The following is a 6836-nucleotide window of genomic DNA, read 5'->3' on the forward strand; positions in this document are numbered from 1 at the left end:
GTTTTTGTATTGCAAAAACACCTATTTAAAAAATATTATCTTGTCTCATTAATATGAGTAATTCTTAATTAAGTTCATGAATTCATAGTTTGCTTTTCTACATGGATGAGTTTCGTTTCATCCTTTGATGTATCATATTAAATAAAATTGAAGCCAAAACACCTATTGCTAAAAATATAAACCAAGACCATGGAATATCATTATATTTATTTAACCAAGCTCCAAGATAGTTTCCTAAGGAGCCACCAATAGCCCAACAAGCTTGAAACATTCCAAAAAACAACCCTGCAGGTTTATTAGCACTAAATTGCGCCACTGTCATTTCAGCTCCTGGTAGAGCCAGTGTTTCTCCTAATGTATAAAGAAAAACACAAAATAACATCCAATAAATAGATGGAATAAGAGGGATCATTCCTATTGCTATTCCCATAATCAATACACCTATTTTAACCATAATCATAGGATCTTGATTAATAAACACCTTTCTTAAAAAGAACATTAACAGTAATCCTGAAACCCCATTTATTATGAAAAGGGAACTTACTAATTGGGTGTTTCCAGATAAATCGTATGCTTTAATTGGAAATGAAATATTTAATTGAGCAAACATAATCCAAAATAAAGACAGTACACATATAAATGAAACAAACAATTTATTTGAAATAGCAGTTTTTAAACTTAATAATACTTTTTGATTATCTTTAATAGTTCTAGGGTATTTACTACGATAGATAAAAAGAATAAAACTTAAAACTAGCATAGTAATACCTGCAATAGTAAATGGATATACTGGATTAAACTGAATTAATAATGCCCCGACTAATGGACCTATAATTACTCCTGTATTAAGCATCTGATTAAAGTAAGTGAATATTTTTTTTCGAACTGTCTCTTTTTGTGATGTAAAAAAAGCAGTAACCGAAGGATCAAATAACGCTCCCCCAAATCCGAAAAAAAATGCTGCAATGATTACAGACCAGAAACTGTCAGCAAAAACAAATGCTCCAAACCCTAATGCTCTTACCATCACTCCTCCAATCACATTTACTGTATGACTTACACGATCACCTATTAAGCCCGTAAATACTGGTAGTCCACGGTGCGCAATGAGTATTGTAGTTAAAATAGTCCCCACTTCCCAAGAAGAAAAATGAAGATTATTTGTTAAATCTAGTGCTAAAAAAGGCATAATCATAAAACTTCCTGTATTCATAAGTAACACAGCTAAAAGTAACATTTTGATGGGAACAGGAATTTTTTCATTAATCATTTATTGTTCCCCCCTCTGTATCTCTTCTATATTTACTTCAATATTTAGTTCCATTGAATAGCCTCCTATATATTTTATATGTAGTTATTTTTCTTTATTAATAGTCGGATACTTCAATCACAAAACAAATGCACATTTTACTAATAATTAATTTTCAGAACTTTCCACTTAAAAACAATGGTATACATTAAAATTTTCATAAAGTGGTCATGATGAGTTTCATTTTTGATTGATATACTTTTTATCAAATGAACAATGTCATAACACATACTATCACCACCTTTAATACTTAAGTTCGACACCGTTAACCATTATAAGTTTTTAATGGTTAACATTTTCTTTTATTATGTTACCAATAGTTGTATAATATAGTCAATACTGAATATTAGGAGGTGAACGAAGGTGATTAATAATCAAATGGCTCCAGGGAATTTAGAAATTATCCGTAGTTTCTTAAATACTTGGGACATTCCAAATGAAACACGTAAGCCTAGAGAACATTTAAATTCTGAAGAAGATATAAAAAACTTTATATCAGAGAATTTTAATGATATTAAATTTTCCGATGAGTTAGAGGATGTCCTTCAATTTCGAAAAGATATTCGCATGTCATTAGAAACAAATAATATTGATAATTTAACAAAGTGGTTAACAAGTTATCCTATAAATGTATCCATTTTAGATATTGATAATATTCAATATAATGCTATTAAAAAACATAACTTTTTTAGTGAAGTTTTGATTATAATTGTTAAAAACATCTCCTTAAATCAGTGGAAACGTCTTAAAGCATGTCCAGATTGCAAATGGGTTTTTTATGACAACTCTAGAAATGGGAGTAAGCGTTGGTGTGGGATGTATGCATCCGAACCAAAAGGAAGGTCATGTGGTACCATAGCAAAAGTACAACGATATCGAAGAAAAAATAAGAGTAGTTCAAAAGTATAAGAATATATAGAGGTACCGCCCCATCGCTATCAAGCTAATATTTTACACTACCTATAAAGCGAAAAAGACGTTATCCTTTCTGTAGAATTATAGGAAAGGATGGCGTTTCTTTATGAATCTTTCGATTCTTGACGAACTTCAACTGATTGCTGAAGAATTACAACGACATATGTCTCCTCATACTCTAGAACACCTAGCCAAAGAAAAAGGATTCGTTCAGCGAAAGAGTAAATATCAAGCACAGGAGTTAGTTGCTTTATGTGTATGGCTTAGTCAACAGGTTGCAAGTACATCACTCACACAATTATGTAGCTGTCTTGAAGTATCTACAGGTGTTCTTATCAGTCCTGAAGGACTTAACCAACGATTTAATGCTTCCGCAGTACAGTTTCTTGAACAAGTGCTAGCTAAACTTCTAACTCAAAGAATTCATTCAACAAAATAAATAATTCATCAATATACCACGACCTTTAAGCACATTCGGATTCTAGATTCTACAACATTCCAGCTTCCAGATAAGTTTTCTCCACATTATCAAGGTTCAGGTGGAAGTAGCCATACAGCAGGAGTTAAAATTCAATTGGAGTATGACCTGTTGAGTGGAAAGTTTCTGCACGTTTATGTAGGAGAAGGAAGAGAAAATGATAAAACCTTTAGTTTAACAAGCCTACAAACCGTTCAACCAAAAGACTTGTACATAAGAGATTTAGGCTATTTCGACTTACATGACTTACAGAAGATCCATGATAAAGAAGCTTACTATATCTCACGTTTGAAATTAAATTCTCGAATCTATCGTAAGAATGATAAGCCAGAATATTTTCGAAATGGGATCATGAAGAAAGGAACACTCTATATTCAGTTAGATATGGAAGAACTCATAAATCAATTGCTCCCTGGTCAAACAATGGAGATTTCAGAGGCATACATTGGACAGTATCAAAAATTACCAGCTCGTGTTATTATTCATCGATTAACAAAGGAACAAGCCAAAAAAGAAAAAAAGAAAGGCATAACCTACAAAGAACGAAGTAAACGGTTGAGTGGAATCAACGTGTATATTACGAATCTTTCTGCAGAAAATGTTCCAACGGAACATATCCATGACTTGTATTCATTACGCTGGCAAATTGAAATTTTGTTCAAAACATGGAAATCTTTCTTTCAAATTGACAAGTGCAAGGAAATCAAGAAGGAACGTTTAGAATGCCATTTATATGGACAACTCATTAGTATTTTACTCTGTTCATCTACGATGTTCAAAATGCGTCAGTTACTCTTGGATAAGAAAAAAAAAGAGCTAAGTGAATACAAATCCATCTATATGATAAAGAATTATTATCTATTGTTTTATGAAGGATTACAGAAGGGCATCCATGAATTATTAAAAGTTTTACTGCGTTTGTTTTATCTTTTAGAAAAAAACGGGAGAAAATCTCACCGGTACAAGAAGAAAACAGTCTTTGATATCTTAGGCGTCGTATATGACTTTACTATGTCTCACAATCATGTAGCATAATCAAAAAAATAGAAACCCGATAGGGTTTATTTAGTATGCAAATCTTTAAAGAACTTACACTGGACCTTTAGAAAAAAGAAAAAATCTCACGTAAAATTAAACTTATATAAGCTTAGCTTGATGGGCATGTCGTGTGATCCCTATCAAAGAAATTTTAATTATATAAAAAAGACGGACAATATACCGTCTTTTTTACATAATTAAGATTTATTAAAATAATATTATTATGGTTGTGGTCCATCTGCAAATCTAAAAAAAGTAATGTGTCCAGCAGTAAATAGTGTAGGGCCAACTGTACTATTTCCATTTGCTATAATTACTGGATTAGGTGAATCATTAATTATCCTTACTGTATCACCCGCAGAATAATTTCCTACTCTTATAACAGATATTGGCCCCACCGTATCAGCATTAGTAGCTGGTGAAACACCTATCGCACCATTTATTGATACTGTAAATGTGGAATTTACTGGTGTTCCTGGTGCATAATTTAATGTAACATCAATGAAGTATAAACCTGACTCAATTATTGTAAAGGTATCTGTACCATTATATGTTATTCCGGTAACTCTGAGGTGAAAGGTGTCGGCTGGAAGAGGAAATACTACTGCACCGCCACTAGCAATGGTTTGACCATCAATATTTCCATTCACAAATGGTTGTAAAACTGGTCCTGTTGCTCCCTCAGAAGGAATAGGAAAAGCACACGGGAAAGGAATATGATTACATTTATTAAATCTATTCATTTTTTCACCTACCTTTTAAAAATAGAGTTATTCTGTATTTTATGAATTCTTGAAAATAAACGCCATAGTAATAATGACCAATTTCTATTCTTATCATTAAATTGCTTGTACTAATTTAGAACAATTTTTAATTGTAAATACAATATATGGGTACCGCCACATCGCTATCAAGCTAAGAAAACAAAATCACCTCTAAAAAATACGCTATTCTTTCTGTAGAATTATAGGAAAGGATGGTGTTTTTGTATGTTTATTTCTATATCCGATGAATTACAACTATTTGTTTAGATATAAAAAGAAATTACTTTTTCTTTTATGAATTTGTTTGAGTTAATTGGATTTCAATGGGGAAATTAGTTAATAATTTACGTTTTGCTTCTCTTATCGGTTTTATTGCTTTTAATTCTACAATCATTTCAATGACAACATTTCTATATTTATGGACACCACACAATATTTCTTCAGCAGTCTTACCCCTATATTTTCCAGCAGCTATTACCAAGATTAATTTTTCAATAAGCCAATCCCCCCGATATCCATAATCTGCTCTCCAATAAATAGGCTGTGAAAAATAAGTAAAAGAATTCAAAAGAATTGTCGAATATGTGTAGGGTCTTCAAACGCATCATCACTGAATCCACAAGGAACATGGCAAACCATTATTGCATTTTGTTTTGCAATTTGATGCAATTCCTCCATTGAATCTAAAGGCCGTTGAATATGCTCTAATAAATGAACAGCTAAAAATTCCTCTATACTATTAACATCAAAAAACAAGTTAATCCTAACAATCAACAACAAACGATTGAAAAACAAAAACGTCGTTTTTTGTTAACTCTAGCTTTTATCTTGTCTTTAACTTTGTCTGCTCAACATTCCATTTACCAACAACAAAAATTGATTAAAGTGCGATTTTATGATAATTGCTTTTTTATCAAAAATCTATTAAATAAGGATTTTATTTAATTTTCATTACCTTTTTATCCCCTTTGAATATAGTATTATCATCCAAGTGAATACACAGTTACTCTGGACCAACTTCCTGGTGTGCCCGGTACCTCTGCTACAAAGAATCCGTATATAACCAACGAGTTCTTTTATTTTTTCTGTATATAATAACTATTTTGTAGAGTTTAACTAATCCCATGTTTTCTGTTAAACTCTAAGTCTTCGTTATACTCGTTTTAAATTATCACTCCAAAATGTTCATACCCCCCTTACATGTATAATTTCTTTCCGACAATGTTACCTTTTCTTAACAAACAGAGTTATATATACATGCTAAACTATCATAGAAGCTCTGATGGGTTGGAGTTTTCAAATACGATATTTATCTGTTTCTATCTTAGCCCCCTTATCTAGTTGTAAGGGGGCTAGCTCTATTCAAATAATGATTTTATTTAAAATTGGTTTTCTGTATCATTCTCCTTTTTCGGGGGATGGACAAAGAAATCCATTGTGCATTTGCTCATTCATAATGAATTATCCTTACAAGAACTTAAAGGTTTACAGATGAAGTACGTCCATTTTGAAAATAATAAGATCTCAGTACTAGGGATACCAGGTATGGAAAGAACAGTCCTTTCAACTGAAGACAAGAAAAAGAAATAAAATTAACGAAAGTAATGGATGAAATACGCACTAAGTTCGGGAAGAATAGCCTATTAAGAGGGATTTCTTATACGCATAGCGCTACAGCAAGTTACAGAAACACACTATTAGGGAGACACAAAGTATGATGAACTCTTATATGCCCAAAGGAAGATGTATGATAAAATAGCAAACCTTTGCTATTTTACCGGAACAGTTTCAAGGAATTCAAAATTTAATTCAAGAACAAACTAGATTCTTTCTTAAATAGATTACAGCATCTTTCCTTTTTTAAAACCACTAAGTTATTTGATTTCCATCGCACAATACAGTCTCTTTTCCACCCATCTCCTTAAACGCCTTTTTCATAAATAATAATAGATCCATCTTTCTAGCCCCCTCGTTGTATGCGTTATTTAAATTCAAAATACGGTACATGAAATTATAATTATAGTTTAATGCATTTCCCTCTTTCCAAATATCCCTATAATACTAAAAACCGTTAGTCCAGTTTCTAAAAATGAGTACACCCAAAAATGAATGTACTCATTTCCAAAACTTCCACCAAGATTTCCTTTTTGCTGCCGCGATTTCTTCCTGAGCTGATACAATCGTACGTTTAGCATCTTGAATCTCTCTGACCATCTTCATAAGGTTATCATCCCTTAGCTCTAACCTCTTTTCTATCCTTTCTTCACGTTCCTTCCGATCTTTCATGTCTTCCTTTATTAACTTATTTCTTTCTTTAATATCCTCTTCGATT

The 6836-nt window shown here is 31.9% G+C and carries 5 protein-coding genes and 3 pseudogenes; 4 read left to right on the forward strand and 4 right to left on the reverse strand.

Translation table 11 applies throughout. The features are described from left to right. Window positions 1–97: 97 nt before the first annotated feature. Window positions 98–1270 carry an MFS transporter gene (locus COI75_RS14430; protein ID WP_098448426.1) on the reverse strand — a complete coding sequence of 391 codons (1173 nt, stop codon included), beginning with the start codon at window positions 1268–1270 and terminating at the stop codon, window positions 98–100. A 402-nt stretch (window positions 1271–1672) separates the two neighbouring features. Between COI75_RS14430 and COI75_RS14435 the strand changes: the two genes are divergently transcribed. Together COI75_RS14435 and COI75_RS14440 are read left to right on the forward strand one after the other, a co-directional pair. Beyond that, window positions 1673–2218, forward strand: a complete 546-nt coding sequence (locus tag COI75_RS14435) for a CGNR zinc finger domain-containing protein (RefSeq protein ID WP_098448427.1) — start codon at window positions 1673–1675, stop codon at window positions 2216–2218. 112 nt (window positions 2219–2330) lie between these two features. Then, window positions 2331–3737, forward strand: a pseudogene (locus tag COI75_RS14440) (IS4 family transposase). A 224-nt stretch (window positions 3738–3961) separates the two neighbouring features. Here COI75_RS14440 and COI75_RS14445 read toward each other — a convergent pair. Beyond that, a complete protein-coding gene (locus tag COI75_RS14445; RefSeq protein ID WP_098448428.1) occupies window positions 3962–4483 on the reverse strand; it encodes a hypothetical protein in 522 nt (173 codons plus the stop codon). A 313-nt stretch (window positions 4484–4796) separates the two neighbouring features. Continuing rightward, window positions 4797–5072 carry a hypothetical protein gene (locus COI75_RS14450; protein WP_255265683.1) on the reverse strand — a complete coding sequence of 92 codons (276 nt, stop codon included), beginning with the start codon at window positions 5070–5072 and terminating at the stop codon, window positions 4797–4799. Between the two features lie 863 nt (window positions 5073–5935). On the opposite strand from COI75_RS14450, the pseudogene COI75_RS27800 reads away from it, so the two are divergent. Together COI75_RS27800 and COI75_RS14470 are read left to right on the forward strand one after the other, a co-directional pair. Then, window positions 5936–6091, forward strand: a pseudogene (locus COI75_RS27800) (integrase); the annotation flags it as partial. After that, window positions 6076–6222: pseudogene (locus COI75_RS14470) on the forward strand (DNA repair protein); the annotation flags it as partial. The pseudogenes COI75_RS27800 and COI75_RS14470, both read left to right, overlap by 16 nt. A 397-nt stretch (window positions 6223–6619) precedes the next feature. On the opposite strand, the gene COI75_RS14475 reads toward COI75_RS14470, so the two are convergent. Beyond that, window positions 6620–6836 (reverse strand): DUF3967 domain-containing protein (locus tag COI75_RS14475; protein ID WP_141535115.1); only part of this gene is annotated, 217 nt, incomplete at its 5' end.

Origin of the sequence: Bacillus cereus, from assembly GCF_002564555.1 — a bacterium.
In the GTDB taxonomy this organism is placed as follows: domain Bacteria; phylum Bacillota; class Bacilli; order Bacillales; family Bacillaceae_G; genus Bacillus_A; species Bacillus_A cereus_K.

Excerpts from the sequence above, each read along its gene's own strand:
- COI75_RS14430 (WP_098448426.1), bottom strand. The coding sequence starts at position 1,270 with ATGATTAATGAAAAAATTCCTGTTCCCATCAAAATGTTACTTTTAGCT.
- COI75_RS14445 (WP_098448428.1), bottom strand. The coding sequence starts at position 4,483 with ATGAATAGATTTAATAAATGTAATCATATTCCTTTCCCGTGTGCTTTT.